This window comes from Streptomyces sp. XY431, assembly GCF_001279805.1.
Taxonomy (GTDB): Bacteria; Actinomycetota; Actinomycetes; order Streptomycetales; family Streptomycetaceae; genus Kitasatospora; species Kitasatospora purpeofusca.
Genome location: NZ_LGDO01000318.1, coordinates 1 through 511 on the forward strand (window position 1 = coordinate 1; position 511 = coordinate 511).

A 511-nucleotide genomic window follows, 5' to 3' on the forward strand; every position below is an offset into this window, starting at 1 on the left:
ACCAGCGCCCTGACCGCGTCCGCGTCACCCGACACCACCGTCGACGACGGCCCGTTCACCGCCGCCACCGACAACCGCCCCGCCCACGCACCGATCCGCTCCCGCGCCACATCCACCGGCAACGGCACCGACGCCATACCACCACGACCCGCCAGCACCCTTATCGCACGGGAACGCAACGCCACCACCCGCGCCCCGTCGTCGAGACTCAGGCCGCCGGCCACGCAGGCGGCAGCGAGCTCACCCTGGGAGTGGCCGACCACGGCGTCCGGCACCACACCGAACGAACGCCACACCTCCGCCAGCGACACCATCACCGCCCACAGCACCGGCTGCACCACATCCACCCGCGCCAACAGCGCCTCCGAACCCAAAGCCTCCACCAACGACCAGTCCACGTAAGGCGCCAGAGCCCGCTCGCACTCCGCCATCCGCCCCGCGAACACCTCCGACCCCGCCAACAACCCCACCGCCATACCCACCCACTGCGAACCCTGACCCGGGAACACCA

General features: G+C 71.4%; 1 protein-coding gene. It reads right to left on the reverse strand.

Going from position 1 to position 511, the window contains the following annotated elements; all coding sequences use genetic code 11:
- Positions 1–511: acyltransferase domain-containing protein (locus ADK60_RS24760; RefSeq protein WP_159400562.1), on the reverse strand; the 511-nt coding region annotated here is incomplete at both ends.